General features: G+C 59.9%; 17 protein-coding genes. 11 read left to right on the top strand and 6 right to left on the bottom strand.

The window, feature by feature from the left end; all coding sequences use genetic code 11:
- Positions 1-18: 18 nt before the first annotated feature.
- Positions 19-1,017 carry a polyprenyl synthetase family protein gene (locus ACTRWK_RS02625; RefSeq protein WP_286698376.1) on the bottom strand — a complete coding sequence of 333 codons (999 nt, stop codon included), beginning with the start codon at positions 1,015-1,017 and terminating at the stop codon, positions 19-21.
- 59 nt (positions 1,018-1,076) lie between these two features.
- Here ACTRWK_RS02625 and ACTRWK_RS02620 point away from each other — a divergent pair, with 59 nt between their 5' ends.
- The 3 genes from ACTRWK_RS02620 to ACTRWK_RS02610 all read left to right on the top strand — a co-directional run bounded on the left by ACTRWK_RS02620 (position 1,077) and on the right by ACTRWK_RS02610 (position 2,330).
- The gene (locus ACTRWK_RS02620) at positions 1,077-1,298 is read left to right on the top strand and encodes a putative signal transducing protein (protein ID WP_037944781.1); all 222 of its coding nucleotides are present in this window, start codon (positions 1,077-1,079) and stop codon (positions 1,296-1,298) included.
- Between the two features lie 5 nt (positions 1,299-1,303).
- Positions 1,304-2,053 carry a tRNA1(Val) (adenine(37)-N6)-methyltransferase gene (locus ACTRWK_RS02615; RefSeq protein WP_037944780.1) on the top strand — a complete coding sequence of 250 codons (750 nt, stop codon included), beginning with the start codon at positions 1,304-1,306 and terminating at the stop codon, positions 2,051-2,053.
- Between the two features lie 112 nt (positions 2,054-2,165).
- On the top strand, positions 2,166-2,330 hold the full coding sequence (locus tag ACTRWK_RS02610) for a YdcH family protein (protein WP_005849604.1): 165 nt from the start codon (positions 2,166-2,168) through the stop codon (positions 2,328-2,330).
- 89 nt (positions 2,331-2,419) lie between these two features.
- Here the strand turns inward: ACTRWK_RS02610 and phbB are convergent, their stop codons facing one another.
- The 3 genes from phbB to ACTRWK_RS02595 form a co-directional block, all read right to left on the bottom strand.
- Positions 2,420-3,142, bottom strand: a complete 723-nt coding sequence (phbB, locus tag ACTRWK_RS02605) for an acetoacetyl-CoA reductase (protein WP_037944779.1) — start codon at positions 3,140-3,142, stop codon at positions 2,420-2,422.
- A 183-nt stretch (positions 3,143-3,325) separates the two neighbouring features.
- On the bottom strand, positions 3,326-4,501 hold the full coding sequence (locus ACTRWK_RS02600) for an acetyl-CoA C-acetyltransferase (protein WP_037944778.1): 1,176 nt from the start codon (positions 4,499-4,501) through the stop codon (positions 3,326-3,328).
- A 121-nt stretch (positions 4,502-4,622) separates the two neighbouring features.
- A complete protein-coding gene (locus tag ACTRWK_RS02595; RefSeq protein WP_037944777.1) occupies positions 4,623-5,465 on the bottom strand; it encodes an EAL domain-containing protein in 843 nt (280 codons plus the stop codon).
- A gap of 126 nt (positions 5,466-5,591) precedes the next feature.
- On the opposite strand from ACTRWK_RS02595, the gene ACTRWK_RS02590 reads away from it, so the two are divergent.
- Positions 5,592-6,179 (top strand): DNA-3-methyladenine glycosylase I, encoded by a 588-nt coding sequence (locus ACTRWK_RS02590; protein WP_289081733.1) that lies wholly within the window; start codon positions 5,592-5,594, stop codon positions 6,177-6,179.
- Between the two features lie 15 nt (positions 6,180-6,194).
- Here ACTRWK_RS02590 and ACTRWK_RS02585 read toward each other — a convergent pair whose 3' ends face one another.
- Entirely contained in the window at positions 6,195-7,118 is a 924-nt protein-coding gene (locus ACTRWK_RS02585; protein ID WP_180828035.1) for a response regulator, read from the bottom strand.
- A gap of 486 nt (positions 7,119-7,604) precedes the next feature.
- Between ACTRWK_RS02585 and rpsD the strand changes: the two genes are divergently transcribed.
- The 4 genes from rpsD to ACTRWK_RS02565 all read left to right on the top strand — a co-directional run bounded on the left by rpsD (position 7,605) and on the right by ACTRWK_RS02565 (position 11,167).
- Positions 7,605-8,225 carry a 30S ribosomal protein S4 gene (gene rpsD / locus ACTRWK_RS02580; protein WP_005849596.1) on the top strand — a complete coding sequence of 207 codons (621 nt, stop codon included), beginning with the start codon at positions 7,605-7,607 and terminating at the stop codon, positions 8,223-8,225.
- Between the two features lie 167 nt (positions 8,226-8,392).
- A complete protein-coding gene (gene hisC, locus ACTRWK_RS02575) occupies positions 8,393-9,475 on the top strand; it encodes a histidinol-phosphate transaminase (protein WP_005849595.1) in 1,083 nt (360 codons plus the stop codon).
- Position 9,476: 1 nt separating this feature from the next.
- Complete coding sequence (locus tag ACTRWK_RS02570; protein WP_005849593.1) at positions 9,477-10,397, top strand: prephenate/arogenate dehydrogenase family protein; 921 nt, start codon at positions 9,477-9,479, stop codon at positions 10,395-10,397.
- On the top strand, positions 10,394-11,167 hold the full coding sequence (locus ACTRWK_RS02565; protein WP_289081734.1) for an extensin-like domain-containing protein: 774 nt from the start codon (positions 10,394-10,396) through the stop codon (positions 11,165-11,167). The genes ACTRWK_RS02570 and ACTRWK_RS02565 overlap by 4 nt, the downstream gene beginning before the upstream one ends.
- Positions 11,168-11,178: 11 nt before the next feature.
- Here ACTRWK_RS02565 and ACTRWK_RS02560 read toward each other — a convergent pair whose 3' ends face one another.
- The gene (locus ACTRWK_RS02560) at positions 11,179-12,201 is read right to left on the bottom strand and encodes a DUF2125 domain-containing protein (protein ID WP_289081735.1); all 1,023 of its coding nucleotides are present in this window, start codon (positions 12,199-12,201) and stop codon (positions 11,179-11,181) included.
- A 70-nt stretch (positions 12,202-12,271) separates the two neighbouring features.
- Between ACTRWK_RS02560 and ACTRWK_RS02555 the strand changes: the two genes are divergently transcribed.
- From ACTRWK_RS02555 to ACTRWK_RS02545, 3 genes are all read left to right on the top strand, one after another.
- Positions 12,272-12,802, top strand: coding sequence for a gamma-glutamylcyclotransferase (locus tag ACTRWK_RS02555; protein WP_462843782.1), 531 nt, complete (start codon positions 12,272-12,274; stop codon positions 12,800-12,802).
- 74 nt (positions 12,803-12,876) lie between these two features.
- A complete protein-coding gene (locus tag ACTRWK_RS02550) occupies positions 12,877-14,079 on the top strand; it encodes a hypothetical protein (RefSeq protein ID WP_037966088.1) in 1,203 nt (400 codons plus the stop codon).
- A gap of 2 nt (positions 14,080-14,081) precedes the next feature.
- The gene (locus ACTRWK_RS02545; RefSeq protein ID WP_289081737.1) at positions 14,082-15,830 is read left to right on the top strand and encodes a peptidoglycan -binding protein; all 1,749 of its coding nucleotides are present in this window, start codon (positions 14,082-14,084) and stop codon (positions 15,828-15,830) included.

Raw genomic sequence — 15,830 nt, 5'->3', positions numbered from 1 at the left:
CGCCCCAATGGGGGGCGATTAGCTAATACGCGCAACGACGTAATCGGCCAGATCGCGCAGCATCTGCGTCAGTTCGTGATCAGGCAGGGTGTTCAGCGCAGTCTTGGCCTGTTCCGCCCATGCCAGCGCCTCTGCCTTGGTTTCATCCAGAGTGCCATGTGCATTCAGCAGCGACAGAGCGTGTTCAAGATCGCCGTCTTCCTGCTTGCCCTTCTCGATGGTGCGGGTCCAGAAGGCACGTTCGGTCGCGTCGCCTTTGGCGATCGCCTTGATCACGGGCAGGGTCAGCTTACGCTCACGGAAGTCATCGCCGATGTTTTTGCCGGTGGCATTCGGGTCGCCTTGGTAGTCAAGCAGATCGTCGACAATCTGGAACGCGATCCCCAAGGCATCACCATAGTCAAACAGGGCCTGAACCTGTGCGTCAGGGGCCGTGGCAATCACCCCGCCCACCTGCGTCGCCGCCGAAAACAGCGCCGCTGTCTTCCCGCGCACGACCTGTAGGTAGATGCCTTCATCCGTGGCCAGATTCTGCGCGGCGGTCAGTTGCAGTACCTCGCCCTCGGCAATCGTGGCGGAGGCATTGGCAAGGATCGCCAGCACGCGCATGTTATTCGTCTCGGTCATCAGCTGGAAGCTGCGCGCGAAAAGGTAGTCGCCCACCAGCACCGAGGATTTGTTATCCCACAGCAAGTTGGCCGTCGGTCGCCCGCGACGCTGCGCGCTTTCATCGACCACATCGTCGTGCAGCAGGGTCGCGGTGTGAATGAACTCTACCGTGGCGGCAAGGTGCACGTGGTAGGGGCCGTCATAGCCACACAGACGCGCCGCAGCGAGGGTCAGCATCGGGCGCAGCCGCTTGCCGCCTGCCTCTACCAGATGGGCCGTGACCTCGGGGATGCGCGGCGCATGTTCTGACGCCATGCGGTCGCGGATCAGATCGTTCACCGCGGTCATATCCGCGTTGAGATAGGCCGCCATCCGGTCATGTGGTTTCTGGGTGTTTTCGCTCGTCATTTACACGACCTTAATTGGAAGGCTCGACAATCAACGTCGATTGCCCTTACATCTCTGTTATGAAGGAACTTTTGCGCACAACCGATCCGACAATAATCGCCTTTGCCAGCGCCCTTCTTCAGGGCGAGGATATAGACTGCTTTCCGCTGGACGTAAACATGAGCGTGCTTGAAGGCGGGATCGGCATTTTCCCCCGCCGCTTGATGGTGCACGACGACGATCACACCGCCGCAACGCGGGTGTTGCGCGACAATGACATCCCCACCGGGTTGCCCAAGTAACCGCTGTGGACGTCTATGACCCCGACGCGCTCACGCGGGATGCGTTTCTGGGCGGCAAGCTGCATTTGTGGCAGCCGCGTAAAGGCTACCGTGCGGGCGTCGACCCTGTTTTATTGGCTGCAACGGTGCCGGCGCAGGCCGGTCAGCGCGTACTAGAGCTGGGCTGCGGGGTAGGGGCGGCGTCGCTTTGTCTGGGCGCGCGGGTGCCGGGCTTGCAGCTGACGGGGGTCGAGATCCAGTCTGCCTATGCCGCGCTTGCACGGCGCAATAATCCAGCATTTGAAGTGGTCGAGGCCGACATTGATGCTATGCCGCTGGCCCTGCGGCAGCGACAATTTGACCACGTTCTTGCCAACCCGCCGTATTTCGATCGCCACGCCTCTGTCGCTGCGACGAACAGCGGTCGTGAAACCGCCTTGGGTGAAGCGACCCCCTTGGAAACCTGGGTCAAGATCGCGGCCAAACGCCTTGCCCCGAAAGGGCAGGCGCATTTTATCCATCGGGCGGAACGCCTGCCCGATCTGATCCGCGCGCTACCCCATGATATGGGCAGCATAGAGGTGCTGCCGATCGCACCGCGCATTGGTCGCATGGCTGAACTGGTCATCCTGCGTGCGCGCAAAAGCGGGCGGGGGGCGTTTCGCTTGAACGCGCCCCTTATCATGCACGAAGGCGCACAACATTTAAGCGACGGCGACAGCTATGTGCCCGAAATACGAGCGGTCCTGCGCGAGGGCGCAGCGCTGCCATTCTAAGCAGCCTCTCGCCGATATCTCAACTTGTCGATAGTTTTGCTGCGCTGCCGCGTGACAGGTGGAATATTTCGTGCTTCAATCATTCTACGCAACATAACCTAAGGAGAGTTACATGGCTTTTGACGCACATCTGGATGCTCTGAAACGGAAGCATTTGGCAATGAGTGACGCTGTAGAACAGGCCCAACGATCGCCGAGTATGGACGGGCTAAAGGTTGCGAATATGAAAAAGGAAAAGCTGCGTTTGAAAGAGGAAATTACCCGGCTTTCCGCCTGATAGATTTCAATTCCGTTGGCGTGCCCATTGGGCCGCCGACAAAAAGGCCAGCGCGAAATGCGCTGGCCTTTTGCGTTCAGGTAGGCCGTTTAGACCAGATGCTGTGCACCATTCGCGGTGATCGTGGACCCGTTGATAAAGCCCGCGTCATCACTGACTAGGAATACAACCGCGCGGGCGATTTCTTCGGGTTCACCTAGGCGGCCGGACGGGATTTGCGCCACGATAGAGTCGCGCACCTTCTCGGGCACCGCCATCACCATATCCGTCGCGATATAGCCGGGGCAGATCGCATTCGCGGTAATATTGGCGCGCGCGCCTTCCTGCGCGAGTGACTTCACAATGCCCAGATCGCCTGCTTTGGTCGCGGCATAATTCACCTGGGCGAACTGACCTTTCTGCCCGTTGATCGAGCTGATGACGACGATGCGACCGAATTTTCGTTCGCGCATGCCAGGCCAAACCGGGTGGATCGTATTGAAAACACCCGTCAAATTGGTGCCAACCACTTCGTTCCACTGGTCGGGCGTCATCTTGTGGAAAGGCGCGTCGCGGGTGATGCCTGCGTTTGCTACGACCACGTCGATCGGGCCTAAATCTTCTTCGACTTTGGCAATCCCGGCTTTGGAGTCGTCATAGTCGGCGACGTTCCACTTGTAGGTTTTGATGCCCGTGGTTTCTGTAAACTGCGCGGCTGCCTCGTCGTTCCCGGCATATGTTGCCGCGACGGTGTATCCGGCGTCTTTCAAAGCTGTGGAAATAGCCGCCCCGATCCCGCGGCTTCCCCCTGTTACAAGTGCAACACGTGACATAAATCTCTCCCCTTAAGGCAATGTTGTTTCGTTTGCCTTGTTAATTTCGTAATTTAATTACGTGGGGAATTTGTAGTCAGGCTTGAAATTCATTGCAACAGTTTACGCAGGGAAAAAGCAGATGTTTTTCGCGTGGCGCGCGTTCTTGCCGAACACGCGCCACGCTTGATCGATTATCCAGCGTTATGGGCGCTCAAGACACATGGCCACGCCCATACCACCGCCGATGCACAGGGTCGCGAGGCCTTTTTTCGCGCCGCGTCGCTGCATCTCGAACAAAAGCGTGTTCAGGATGCGGGCGCCGGAGGCACCGATGGGGTGGCCGATTGCGATGGCACCGCCGTTTACGTTCACGATCGATGGATCCCACCCCATGTCCTTGTTGACCGCGCAGGCCTGCGCCGCGAACGCTTCGTTGGCTTCGACAAGGTCTAGATCCTCGGCCTGCCAACCCGCTTTCTCAAGCGCTTTGCGCGATGCATAGATCGGGCCAGCACCCATGATCGTCGGGTCCAGGCCAACGGTCGCATAGGACGCGATGCGCGCCAAAGGTGTGATGCCGCGCTTTTCGGCGTTGTCCGCGGACATCAGCAATGCGCCAGCGGCGCCGTCGTTCAGGCCGGACGCATTGGCTGCGGTGACGGAGCCGTCTTTGGTGAAGGCGGGGCGCAGTTTCTGCATCGCTTCCATCGTGGCACCGTGGCGGATGTATTCATCTTGATCGACAACCACCTCGCCCTTGCGGGTTTTGACGGTGAAAGGCACGATTTCGTCCTGGAATTTACCGGCCTTCTGGGCGGCTTCGGCTTTGTTCTGCGAGGCCACCGCGAATGCGTCTTGGGCGTCGCGGCTGATGTCCCATTTCGCGGCAACGTTTTCAGCTGTTTGGCCCATATGGTAACCGTGAAACGCATCCCACAGACCGTCGCGGATCATCGTATCGATAAGTTGCATGTCGCCCATTTTCTGGCCCGGACGCAGATTTTGTGCGTGGGGGCTCATCGACATGTTTTCCTGACCACCGGCTGCCACAATATCGGCGTCGCCCAATTGGATGTGCTGTGCTGCCAAAGCGACCGCGCGCAGACCAGAGCCGCAGACCTGGTTGATCGACCATGCCGCACTTTCGATGGGCAGACCCGCATTCACATGTGCCTGACGGGCAGGGTTTTGCCCCTGAGCGGCGGTCAGAACCTGACCCAGAATTGTTTCATTGACCTCGGAAGGGTCGATGCCTGCGCGGGCGACGATCTCTTTCAGTACCGCGGCGCCCAGATCGTGCGCGGGTGTATTTGCAAAGGATCCGCTGAAGCTGCCGACAGGCGTGCGCGCTGCGGATGCGATGACAACGTTGGTCATATGTGTTCTTCCCCTGAACTACTGACGTGGGGTAATATAATACGGCGTTTCCCCGTTCCCCCGTCTTCTATGGTTTGGACATATCCCATTGCTGCACATGCGGCAATCGCGCCATGTTCGCTTACGCATTTTTGCGCTCTTCCGGCGTGCTCTCCCAGTAGGGTTGGGTGGTTGGTGCGCCATACAGAAAGCCCTGTTGGCAATCGACCCCAAGCGCGAGAAGCAGGGATGCATCGTCTTGATTTTCCACCTGTTCAGCGACGGTTATCATGTCGAAGTTGCGCGCGATCGACACCATGATCGACACGATTGCACGATTGTCGGGGTGGTCGCTTACGCCGCGGGCGAACTGCCCGTCGATCTTCAGAATGTCAAAGAACATCTCTTTCAAATAGCGGATGGCGATGTAGTCAGAGCCAAAGTTATCCAATGCAAAGCAAACGCCCCGTGTCTGGAGCTGGTCCATAAAGCTGGCGACGAGTTCGGGCATTTGCATCGCCGATTTTTCGCTAATTTCCAGGATGAGACGTTCGCCAATGGTGCCGTCGCGCGACAGCCACCGGTTCAAAAGGGTCGTCCATCCCGCATACCCGATAGAGCGCGCGGACATGTTGATTGAAAGGCGTAACCCTTTGTTGTCGCTCAGCGCGGCAAGCCCCGCATTGAGCGACAGCACATCAATCTCGCGGCCAAGCTGGGTCTTCTCGACCACGGGCATGAATTCGCGGGCGGGGATGACGCGACCGGTGGGATCCAGAATGCGAATGAAACCTTCGTAAAAGGCGATTTTGGGGTCGTCCGCGTCCCGCATGACGGGCTGGTATGCCATCAATGTCTGATTATGCGCGACAGCAGCCCTGACCATGGCCAATGTGCTGCCGTCGCGTTGGGTCAGCGCGTAGTCGAGCGGGTTTTTCGTTCCCTCGGGCAGATCGGCGAGCGGGTGTGGTGATATATCTTCCAAAGTGGCGCTTCCATTTATCGCTGTACTCATGTCACCTTGGCGCGGAAACTTGTAACGCCGGGTTAACGCGGCAATGCAGTACAAATTTTAGCCATCCGGCCAGATCCGTCGGAGAAGGGGATGCGGATGCAGCGGTGTGACTGGGCTGGGCCAGAGCAAATTTATCTGGATTATCATGATACTGACTGGGGTGTGCCGGAGTATGACAGCCGCGCGCTTTGGGAAAAACTGATCCTTGATGGCTTTCAGGCAGGGCTGAGTTGGATCACGATACTTAAAAAGCGAGAGAAATTCCGCGAGGCTTTTGCCGGTTTTGACCCTAATGTCATCGCCACATGGGGGGAAGCCGAGGTTGAACGCTTGCTCGCCAATCCCGGCATTATCCGCCACCGCGGAAAGATAGAGGCGGCGATCACAAATGCACGCATTTGGCAAGAGATTGAAAAGAAGGAGGGATTTGATCGGTACTTATGGAAATACGTGGGATTCGAGCCACTGCAAAACCGGTTTGAGCGTCAGTCGGATGTTCCCGCATGGACGCCGCTTTCAAAGCAGATATCGGCTGACTTGAAAAAACGGGGGTTTAAGTTCTGCGGCCCGACAATCGTCTATGCGTTTATGGAGGCTGTGGGCATGGTGAATGACCATTTGACGTGCTGTCCCCGTCATCAGGCTGTGGCGCAAAGGCCCAAACATGACTGGGACGCCGGCTAGGTCACTTTGACCGTGTTAGGCGGTAACGGTACTTAGGCGCTTTGCGAGTTGGTCAAGCATCACAATCGTGTCGCCGCTGGTCGAGAATGCCTTGGTGCGGCAGTAGTCGACGTTGACCACGATATCGCGATGACATCCTGCCTCTGGCGAGGTCTGGACCGCGTTCTTTACCACGTCAGCGATGTTGAGCGTGGATTGCGTTTTTAGCGCGGGCGAGAGCGCGGCGAAGGTGCCGTTTGATCGATATGTCACGATCAGGTTCAGGCTGCTGAGCGCATCGGTCAATCTGCGTGCCAATCCGACGGAAAACTCGACGCGCTGGTCTTGCGGAACCTGCGAAAGCACATCCGCAAAGTTCTGCAGCACGATCACAGCGATCTGCATGCCGCCACCAAACTCGGATTGCATGCGCATAATGCAGTTTTCAAAGGCGTCCTGCGGGACAAGGCCGCTCTCGGAAAGCTCGGAGGGCGACATCGGACGGTCGAGCGCGAGCTCTTTCAGAACGTCGAAATTCTCTTGGTTGGGGGATTCATGCGGGCGTTTCAGGTGCCGAACAAATTCGGCGTTGCGCATTTCTGCACCATGAATGCGTGCCTCGAGGTCGAAGAACTCGAACGGTTTGATGATATAGTCCCACGCGCCTGCCACGAAGGATTTCGCGATGCTTTCGCTGTTCTTCACGCCAGTGAGCATGATGATGGGCACGAACTCGTACCCGTCGATTTGTCGGATGTGGGGGATCAGCTCTACGCCGGACATTTCCGGCATCTGGATGTCGAGCAGTAGGCAGTCGAAAATAACCGGCGCGCTATGGATGATTTCAAGCGCTTCCTTGCCGGAGGCGGCCGTGCGGACATATTCGTGATCTTGCGTCCGAAGATATTCTTCTAACAAATTGCGCAGATCTTGATTGTCCTCGACGGCCAAGATTCTCATGCGCGTGGTCTTTCGACGCTATGCACCACAACTGCATTACGAGTTCCGATGAAGTGCATTGGATGCCAACGGTATCCGCTGCGATAGCCCATGTTATGCGTCACACTAGCCCCCTCAAACCGTTCAACACCCTGATGCTGCGTGACAATCGTTAACTTTTCAACTTAATAGTGCTCGCTTTAACCTTTTGTTAACGATTTTGGCGATTTTAAGGCAGCGTTCGGCGGGTCACATGACGTAGGGCGGCGGAGCGTTCATCGAAATGCGCATTTTCACGGACTTCCCGGCCGCTACTGCCTAATAAGCTATAATTTGAGGCTAATTGGGCCAAGTTCGTGCATTGACTCCATCCCGCAGCACCGTATAAGCGCCGCTTGATTGGTGTTGGTGGACCCCGCAAGGGGAACCCTGTCAGGCTTCGGCCAGAGGACAACGCCCTTTACCGCCCGTCGCAATCCTGCGGGGGCCTCAAAAAGGAGAACAGCCGTGACTAAGCGTACAGCTGCCAAGCACAAAATTGACCGCCGTATGGGCGAAAACATCTGGGGCCGTCCTAAGTCCCCAGTGAACCGTCGTGAATACGGCCCCGGCCAGCACGGTCAGCGCCGCAAGGGCAAAATGTCCGACTTCGGCATTCAGCTGCGCGCCAAGCAGAAGCTGAAAGGCTACTACGGCGATCTGACCGAAAAGCAATTCCGCCGCATCTACGGTGAAGCCGAGCGTGTAAAAGGCGACACAGGTGAAAACCTGATCGGTCTGCTGGAGCGTCGTCTGGACGCCGTTGTATACCGCGCCAAATTCGTCGCGACCGTTTTCGCTGCGCGCCAGTTCGTGAACCACGGGCACGTCAAAGTGAACGGCAAGAAGGTTAACATTCCTTCCTACCGCGTCAAAGAAGGCGACGTGATCGAAGTGCGTGACCGTTCCAAGCAAATGGTTGCCCTGCTCGAAGCGACGCAACTGGCAGAGCGTGACGTGCCTGACTACATCGAGGCGGATCACTCCAAGATGACAGCGACATTCGTGCGCACCCCCGCTTTGGGCGACGTGCCATACCCTGTCATGATGGAACCGAACCTCGTGGTCGAATTCTACGCGAAGAACTAAGGTTCCTCGCATATCAATGCCGAAGGGGCCACGCTGGAAAGACCGGCGTGGCCCTTTTTGCGTTTGGTGACGCGCCTTTAGCGCGGGGCCATATGACGCTGGGACAAGATCGTAGTGGCGCTGGCGACGGCGCGCGTTTATGGTCCGCCCGACAGGAGACATGACAGATGACAACCGCTATTCGCCCGCAACCCGGCATTATGGACATCGCGCTGTATCAAGGCGGGGCGTCCCATGTGGCGGGGCTTGATAATGTGATCAAGCTCAGCTCGAACGAGAACCCGCTTGGCCCGTCCGACGCGGCCGTCAAAGCGTTCCGCGATGCGTCCTATGATCTGCATCGCTATCCGTCCTCTGATCATACCGCGCTGCGTCAGGCGATCGCGCAGGTGCACGGGCTGGACGCTGACCGCATTATTTGCGGGGCCGGGTCGGACGAGATCATCGCCTTTTTGTGCCAAGCGTTCTCGGGCGAGGGGACAGAGGTGCTGCACACGGTGCACGGCTTTGGCATGTACCGGATCTCCGCGCTGGCCAACGGCGCGACCCCGGTCGAGGTGCCCGAAAACGAACGGGTCACGGATGTGGACGCGCTGCTCGCGGGGTGCACCGACAAAACGCGGCTGGTGTTCATTGCGAACCCGAACAACCCCACCGGCACCATGATCGGGCTGAGCGAGATTGAACGTCTTGCCGCCGGTATCCCCAAACAGGCAATTCTGGTGCTCGACGGGGCCTATGCCGAATATGTCGAAGGCTATGACGGCGGCGCGGCTTTGGTCGATAGCCACGATAATATCGTGATGACGCGGACGTTCTCGAAGCTTTACGGTCTGGGCGGGCTGCGGATCGGTTGGGGCTATGCACCGGCGCATATTATCGATGTGCTGAATCGTGTGCGCGGCCCGTTCAACCTGTCGCAAGCCGCGCTGAATGCGGCGACGGCGGCGATCAAGGATACCGGCTACGCCGCCCATTGCCGGAGCGAGAACGCCAAATGGCGCAGTTGGATGGCTGATGCGCTGGCAGAGATCGGCGTGCCGTCTGATGTGTCTTGCGCGAACTTCATCCTCGCACGGTTCAAGTCGCAGGACGAGGCCGAGGCCTGTGATGAATACCTCAAGACCCAAGGGTTGATCGTGCGGCGCGTGGCGGGCTACCAGCTGCCGACCTGCTTGCGGATCACCGTGGGCGATGAAAGCGCATGCCGCCGCGTGGTGCATGCGATCCGACAGTTTAAAGGCGACTGATATGCCCGTAATTTATGAGAAAGTCGCGCTGATCGGCCTGGGGCTGATCGCCTCTTCGATGTTCTGGGCGATGAAGCGCGGCGGGCTTGCGGGCCATGTGTCGGGCTTTGCACGCAGCGCCGAAACCCGCGACACCGCCCGCGAGATTGGCCTGTGCGACGAGGTCTGCGATTCCATCGCCAAGACGGTGAAAGACGCGGATCTGGTGGTGCTTTGTGTGCCCGTCGGCGTCATGGGGTCGGTCGCAGCCGAGATGGCCGGGCATCTCAAACCCGGCTGCACGGTGACGGATGTGGGGTCGGTCAAGGCGGATGTGATCGCGCAAGTGGGCCCACTGCTGCCCGACGGCGTGCATTTCATCCCCGCACACCCTTTGGCGGGGACCGAACACTCCGGCCCACGCAGCGGCTTTGCAGAGCTTTTTGACAACCGCTGGTGCCTGCTGGTGCCTGTGCCCGACACCAACGCCAATGCGATCTCGCGGTTGCGGAACCTTTGGGATGGTATGGGTGCCAATGTCGAGGAAATGGATGCGGAGCATCACGATTTGGTGCTTGCGGTGACCAGCCACGCGCCGCACTTGATCGCGTATACGATGGTGGGCGTGGCCGATGATCTGCGCCGTGTGACCGATAGCGAAGTGATCAAATATTCTGCTGCGGGTTTTCGCGACTTTACCCGCATCGCGGCAAGCGATCCGACCATGTGGCGCGATGTGTTCCTGACCAACAAGGAGGCCACGCTCGAGATTCTGGGCCGCTTTACGGAAGAGCTTTTCGCCTTGCAGCGCGCGATCCGTATGGGGGATGGCGATCATCTGCATGATTACTTCACCCGTACCCGCGCGATCCGTCGCGGGATTATCGAAGCGGGGCAGGACACGGACGCGCCGAACTTTGGTCGCCAACCCGGCAATAAATGATCCGGGCGGCGCTGATATACGCGCTGCTTTCCGGTGCCGCACTGGCCGGACCCGATACCTCTTTGCGCCCGCCCGCTTTGGCCGGGGGTGCTGCGCTGACGCCCCAAGGGTCGATTGCCACGCCGCCGCGCAATGCGGGGGCCAAACGCGCGATAGCGGCCACGGGCGGGATCGCCTCCTCGCTACGGCCCAGCCTGCGCAGCCGTAAGGCAGAGCAGGCCGCCAAGGCCAAACGCCGCCTGCTGGCCAAGGGCGCGATATGCGGGGATATTTCCATTCAGGGCAAAGCGATCGGGCGCGTGCAACCCAAGCTCAAGGGCTGCGGCGTCAGCGATGCGGTGCAGATCCAGTCGGTGTCGGGCGTACGGTTGAGCCAGGCGGCGGTGATGGATTGCAAGACTGCCAAGGCATTGAAAACATGGATTGATCAATCGGCAAAGCCCGCTTTTGCCGGTCAGGGTGGCCTGCGCGGGCTGCGTGTCGCCGCCCATTACGCCTGCCGGACGCGCAACAACCAGCCGGGTGGCAAGATATCAGAGCACGGGCGCGGGCGGGCGATCGATATCTCGGGTTTTCAGATGCACAGCGGTGCTGAGGTCAGTGTGTTGAAGGGCTGGAATGCCCCCGCCAGCCGTAAGGCCATGCGTCGGGTGCACAAGGGGGCCTGCGGGCCGTTTGGCACCGTGCTTGGCCCGAAAGCGAACCGCTTCCATCTGGATCACTTTCATTTCGACACGGCGCGGTATCGCAAGGGGACCTATTGCCGTTGATTTAACGCAATTCAGCGCAGGATAATCTTGGGGGCTCGGCCCAAGGGGATGAACCCCATAGACATTTTTCCATCCTTCACGGTGATGTCCAGATCCAGCGCATCGGTGTTCCCCGACATTTGCGCCAACCCCTTCAGCATTTGTTCCGCTTGGGGGCGGAAGTTAGGGGGGATGTATCCCGCGCTCTCAACCATGGTCAGCATCGTCGGCCAGTCTTGTGCCGCGACCGACAGCGTCCCTGTTGCCAGACCGTCTTCGGCGACCGCAATTGTGCCGCTCAGGGACAGGGCAATGTCGCCCCAGGCAAGCTCGGCATGACGTAGGTCGATCACGCGGGGCTGGGGGCGGGTCCGGCCAAGGGCCTTACGATCCCACAGCCGGTCAAAGGTGATGGTCGCTTTGGCGGTGACGGTGTCAAACGCCTCTGCCCAATCGTCGGGCAGGCCGAACAGGCCGCGCAGTGCAGCACTGGGGGTGACGTTCTGCGCGTCCAGCGCCAGTTCATAGATCGGCTGGCCGACGGTCTGTTGCACAGCGCTCACGTTCAACCCGCGCCCCTCGACAGGGCCGGTGACGGGTAGGTCAAGCACCCAGGCCCCGCCGTCCAGCGTCAACCGGTCAAGCTGGCCGGAAACACTGGGGCGTAGGCGCAGATCGGTGGTCACGTCCTCGGCCGACAACATGGCGCGCAAGTTGGGGCCGGACAGGCCAAGTTCGATATAGGGCGAGGCAACGGTGACATATCCGGGCCAGTATGCGGGGGTAGAGATGTCGATGCGCTTTGCCGCGACGGCACTGGCGATCCCGCGCCCGGCACTTTGGGCCGGCGGAGTCAGGGTCACATCGGTCAGACGGGTTTGCAACCGTGTGGGGAAGCCCTGCTTTTTCATTTCGCCCACGTCTGCCTGCCACCCGGCTGCGCGGCGCGTTTCGATCAGTTTCGCGATGCCCCGCTGCAATCCGGACGAGGCAGCGACCCACCATCCGCACCAAACCGCCGCCAGAACGACAATAACCAACACGACCTTGCCCATTTTACCCAACACCTTATTAACGCCTGCGATAGCGCAGCTTTAAACAAGCCAATGATAAAGGACCAGAGACATGGCAATGTGGGTGTTCGGTTACGGCAGCTTATTGTGGAAACCGGGGTTTGACGTCGCGGAAAGCGTGATCGGGCGGTTGCCCGGGTATGCGCGGTCTTTCTGCATGCGCTCCATCCACCACCGTGGCTCGGTCGAACGTCCGGGGCTTGTGCTGGCGCTGGATGCGGATACCGGCACGGCCTGCGATGGCATCGCGCTGCGCGTGGCACCGGGCACCGAAGAAGCGACGCTGGCCTATTTGCGCGAACGCGAGCTTGTGTCGTCGGCTTATGTAGAGAAAACCCTGGATGTGCAGCTAGAGGACGGGCGCACGGTTGCGGCTTTGGTCTATGTGATTGACGCAGAACATGACCAATACTGCGGCGGCTTGCCGCTGGAAGAGCAGGCGCAGATCATCTTGGGCGCGGTTGGCGGCATGGGGCCGAATACCGAATATCTATTCAACACCGCAGCGCATCTGACGCAGATCGGGCTGCATGATCCGTCGCTGGCGTGGCTGCACGACCGTGTAAAGACTTTATGCGCATAAACCCGTGGCATAACCGTCGGGATTAAGTGTAGGCTGCGGCAACAGAAGCACAAAAGTGTCAGGAGCCACGAGGCATGGCGCAGTCAGATCGCGAATCCAAACCACAGTTTTCCCAGCCGGTGCGGCAGATCACGCTGATGCTGATCGCCCTCGGGCTGACCTGCATCGGGGCTTTTCTGGCGCTGCCAAGCGTTTTGCCTATTTTTGCAGCGAACCCCTATTTGAACGGGGTCATTATTGTCGTCTTCTTCATCGGTGTGATCGCCTGCTTTTATCAGGTGGTGCAACTGATCGGGTCTGTGCGCTGGATCGAGAATTTTGCCTCTGACGCGCCCAATGCCGATGCCGTCGCCCCGCAACTGCTGGCACCGCTGGCATCGCTGCTGCGCACACGCGGCGCGCGGATGCAGGTGAACGCGACCTCTACCCGATCTATCCTGGATTCCGTCGCCACCCGCATCGACGAAGCGCGCGAGATCACGCGATATATCGTCAACATGCTGATCTTCCTCGGGCTTCTGGGCACGTTCTACGGCTTGGCGACGACCGTACCGGCGGTGGTTGAAACCATCCGCAGCCTCGCCCCGCAAGAAGGGGACGGTAGCACCGATATGTTCGCGCGCCTGATGACAGGGCTGGAATCGCAGCTTGGCGGTATGGGGGTGGCGTTCGGGTCGTCCCTTTTGGGGCTGGCGGGGTCGCTGGTGGTTGGCTTGCTTGAACTCTTTGCCGGTCACGGGCAGAACCGCTTTTATCAAGAGCTTGAAGATTGGCTCAGCTCGATCACCCGCGTTGGTTTTTCCTCGGGCGAGGACGGGGCGTCGGATCAAAACGCGGTGGCTGGTGTGCTGGATCACATGGCCGAACAGATGGACAGCCTGCGTCAGCTGATCGGACAATCGGCGGAAAGCCAGACCGCGCTGAACAGCAAGATTGGTGCGCTGGCCGCCACGATGGAAGAACTGTCAGCGCGGGCCGCACAGACCGATACGCCGGCTGAAAGCCTTGACCGGATCGCCAAAGGGCAGGAGCGCATGTTGGCCGTGCTTGAAGGGCAGGGTGAACACGAACGCGCGGATGCGGAAAGCCGGATGCGCCTGCGGTCGATCGACGTGCAGATGCTGCGTATTCTCGAAGAGATTTCAGCCGGACGGCAGGAGACGATGGCCGAGTTGCGCAAGGATATATCCTTGCTGGCCAAGGCGCTTTCAGCCCCGCGTGGCGCTGAGCCGCGCCGCTTGCGCACCCCTGACCGTACCGACACCGAGGGCAGCTGATCATGGCGCTTTCCCGACGCACTGGGGCACGGTTTCAGGGCTCGATCTGGCCGGGATTCGTGGATGCGATGACGGGCCTTTTGCTGGTGCTGATGTTCGTGTTGACCATCTTTATGGTGCTGCAAGCCGTACAGACCCAGCGGATCAACGGCCAAGAGAACGAACTGAATTCACTGTCGGGTGAAGTCGCGGCGCTGGCGCAAGCGCTTGGGATGGAACGGCAAACCACGGCCGAGCTTGAGGCAGAACTGGGGACGCTGAACACATCCCTCACCGCTGCACGCGATCAGGCGGCAGAGCAGGCGGCGATGATCGCCTCCTTGACCGCGACGCGCGATGCGCAGGCCGCACAGCTTGACGCGGCAGAGGCCAAGATCACCGGTTTCGAGGCGCAGGTGGCAAGTCTGTTGTCCCAGCGGGATGCGGCGGTCGCCCGTGGAGAAGCGCTTGAGACACGACAAGAAGAACTGCTGAGCGCGCAAGAGGCGTTGAACCTTGCCTTGGCGCAGGCGCGGTCAGAGACGGACGCCCAGGCCGAAGCCGCCCGCCTTGCCGCCGCCCGCCGTGATGCGCTGACAGCGCTGGTGGATGATCTGCGGGCGCAAAATCAGGATGCGCAGGCCGCTTTGGAAACCGCCGCCGCGCAGAATGCCGCCGCGCTGTCAGAGGCCGAAGCCGCCCGTCTGGCCGAAGCCGCCGCCGCCGAACGCTTGCGCGAAAAGCTGGAAAATGCCGATGCAGAGCTGACCGCAATGACGCTGGCGCTAGAGAAGCAGCGCAAAGAGGCCGAGGATACGCTGACCCTGCTGGCCGCCGCCCGCGCTGCCAAGGAAACGCTGGATGCAGAACTTGCCGCTGCGCTGGCGGAAACCGAAACTCTTGAAGCAACTCAGGCCGATCGGGCAGAGCTGCGCGCCAAACTGGCGGATGCGCTTGCGGCAAAGCTTGCCGCTGAGAACCGCGCCGAGGCAGAGCTGTCGGATGCAGAGAAACAGGCCGCTTTGCTGGATGCCGCCCGGTCCGAGCTGGCGCAGGAAGAAGCGGCGACTGCCGCGGCACAACGCCAGACAGAGTTGTTGAACCAGCAGGTTGCCGCCCTGCGCGGCCAGTTGGGGGAACTGCAATCCCTGCTGGATGATGCCGTCGCACGCGATGCCGCGAAAGAGGTGCAGTTGCAATCGTTGGGGTCAGATCTGAACACCGCCCTCGCACGGGTCGCCGCCGAAGAACGCCGCCGCGCCGAGCTTGAAGCGGCTGAACGTGCGCGGCTTGAGGCCGAGACGAAGAACCTCGAACAATACCGGTCCGAGTTCTTTGGTCGCTTGCGCGCGCTTTTGGGCAATCAGGAGGGTGTGCGCATCGAGGGGGACCGTTTCGTCTTTTCTTCCGAGGTGTTGTTCCCCCCGGGGGCCGCCACGCTGTCCGCCGATGGTCGCGGAGAGATCGCCAAGGTCGCCGGTATCCTACGCAACATCGCAGCCGATATCCCGCCTGAAATCGACTGGGTCATTCGTGTAGACGGGCATACCGACAACCAGCCGCTGTCGGGGTTGGGCGAATTTGCGGATAACTGGGAGCTTAGCCAGGCGCGCGCCCTTTCGGTGGTCAAATATATGATCAACTTCCTCGGGATCGCACCGGAACGGCTGGCCGCGAACGGCTTTGGTCAATATCAGCCCGTTGCCAGTGGGAATACCGAAGCCGCGCGCGCGCAAAACCGCCGGATCGAGCTGAAGCTGACCGAGAGGTAG

It is taken from the genome of Sulfitobacter sp. G5_S2_6_S6 (genome assembly GCF_054968505.1).
The sequence above is the reverse complement of the archived record's forward strand: the minus strand, read 5'-3'. Positions and strand labels throughout refer to the sequence as shown.